Origin of the sequence: Trebonia sp. (genome assembly GCF_049794275.1) — a bacterium.
Classification (GTDB): Bacteria; Actinomycetota; Actinomycetes; order Streptosporangiales; family Streptosporangiaceae; genus Trebonia.
This window is the reverse complement of sequence record NZ_JBARCR010000813.1, coordinates 1-1,642: the sequence shown is the minus strand read 5'-3', so window position 1 is coordinate 1,642 and position 1,642 is coordinate 1. Positions and strand designations below refer to the sequence as shown.

Genomic DNA, 1,642 nt, shown 5'->3' with positions numbered 1-1,642 from the left:
GCCTTCGGTGTCGTATGCCCAGCCGTGGTAGACGCAGCGGAGGACGGAGTCCTCGTTCCGGCCGTAGTACAGCGACGCGCCGCGGTGCGGGCAGTTCTCCTGCACGAGCCCGATCCGGCCGGTGGTGTCCCTGAAGGCGACCAGGTTCTCACCGAACAGCCGGACCCGGGCGGGCGCGCCGCCCGGCTCGGGGATCTCGGCGGTCAGGCAGGCCGGCGTCCAGTACCGGCGCAGCAGCTCGCCCATCAGCGTCCCGGGTCCCACCCGAGTGAGGATCTCGTTCTCTTCTGCCCGCAGCATGCCGTACCTCCGATGAGAAGACCACCGCAATCATACCAATCCATCTATTAACAAAAATGATTAGAGATATCCAATTCAACGATGATGTCGAATGATCGAATTTCCGTGCGTGATTTGTCCCGGATTCTGGTGTCTTATCCCACACGATGATTGCCGTTGCCCCTTGCCTCGCCATGCGACACCGTCGTACGGTGGTGACCGAACACCATGTCCGGTTTTCGGACCCACGAAGACAGCCTCGGCGCGTGCATAGTTCCGCGGAAGACGGGCAGACGTGCCAGGTCAGCTATCCGGCGGGTGGGAGTAGCTCATGCCGCAGCCGATCGTGCGTCGCATCGCTCACCGAGCGGTGCAGCTCGCGATGGTGGCTGCCGGGATCTTCGTCGTCATGCTGGTGTTCTCGCGGCAGGCGCACGCGGCCACGGACCCCCCGCCGCCCCCGGCCCACTCCTCGGCGCTCTCGCCAGTCTCAACGGCTAGTTCAGTGGTCGGCTCGACCGTCAACGCCGCGTCAGACGCCCTCACCGGGCACTCTGGCCCAGCGGCTGCGGGCGCGAGCCCCACCGGCACGAGCTCCAGCGCCACAGGCTCCGGCGGCAGCTCCGAGAACGCCTCCCCGGCCACGGACAGCACCGGGACTGAGAACGCCTCCTCGAGCACCGGCACGAGCCACCCGAGCACGGGCTCGGCCGCCAGCCAGCCGGGGACGGCCCACTCGGCCCCGGATGCCACCCAGACGGGCGCGAGCCAGTCGGGCTCGGGCACCAGCAACTCCACCGTCGACAGCAGCGACGTCAAGAGCACCGCCCGCTCGGCCGCGGGAACCGCCTCGGCCGGGGGAACCGCCTCCTCGGACACGGCCAACTCAGTCTCGGGTTCGGGCGCCGGCCGCGCGAGCGCGGCGCTCGTCCCGTCTGCCGGGGCGCCGGGGCAGTCCGCGACGAGCGCGTCGGGGACCGTCCGCAAGGCCGCGGCTGGCGCGGCGCTGCCCGCCTTGGCGACGGGCACGTCGCCGCAGCAACAGACGGCTGGCTCCGCGACAGGTCACCAGACGGCTTCGCCCACCGCGGGGCAGTCACTGGCGCCGGTCACCGCCCACGCTGCCCAGGGCCTTCGGCCGGTCGCCAGCACCAACACGGCGGGCCCGCTCGTTCCCACCGTCACGCAGACGCCAACCGCAGCGCCGACTGCATCGCCCGCCACGTGGGCGCCAGCGGCCGTGACGAGCACGGCGCCGGTGCTACCGAACCTCAGTGGGCCACCCGCGGCGAAGACCACGCCGCCAACCGCATCGCCCGAAGCGCAGGGGCCCGCAACCACGACGGTGGCCCCGGTGCTGTCA

Annotated in this window: 3 protein-coding genes; all 3 read right to left on the bottom strand. The window is 70.5% G+C overall.

What is annotated here, in order from left to right; all coding sequences use genetic code 11:
- Positions 1 to 300: Rieske 2Fe-2S domain-containing protein (locus WA805_RS21315; protein WP_425243204.1), on the bottom strand; the 300-nt coding region annotated here is incomplete at its 3' end.
- Positions 301 to 639: 339 nt separating this feature from the next.
- Positions 640 to 1,308: a hypothetical protein gene (locus WA805_RS21310; protein WP_425243203.1), complete on the bottom strand. Its 669-nt coding sequence runs from the start codon at positions 1,306 to 1,308 to the stop codon at positions 640 to 642.
- Between the two features lie 36 nt (positions 1,309 to 1,344).
- Positions 1,345 to 1,642 (bottom strand): hypothetical protein (locus tag WA805_RS21305; protein WP_425243202.1); only part of this gene is annotated, 298 nt, incomplete at its 5' end.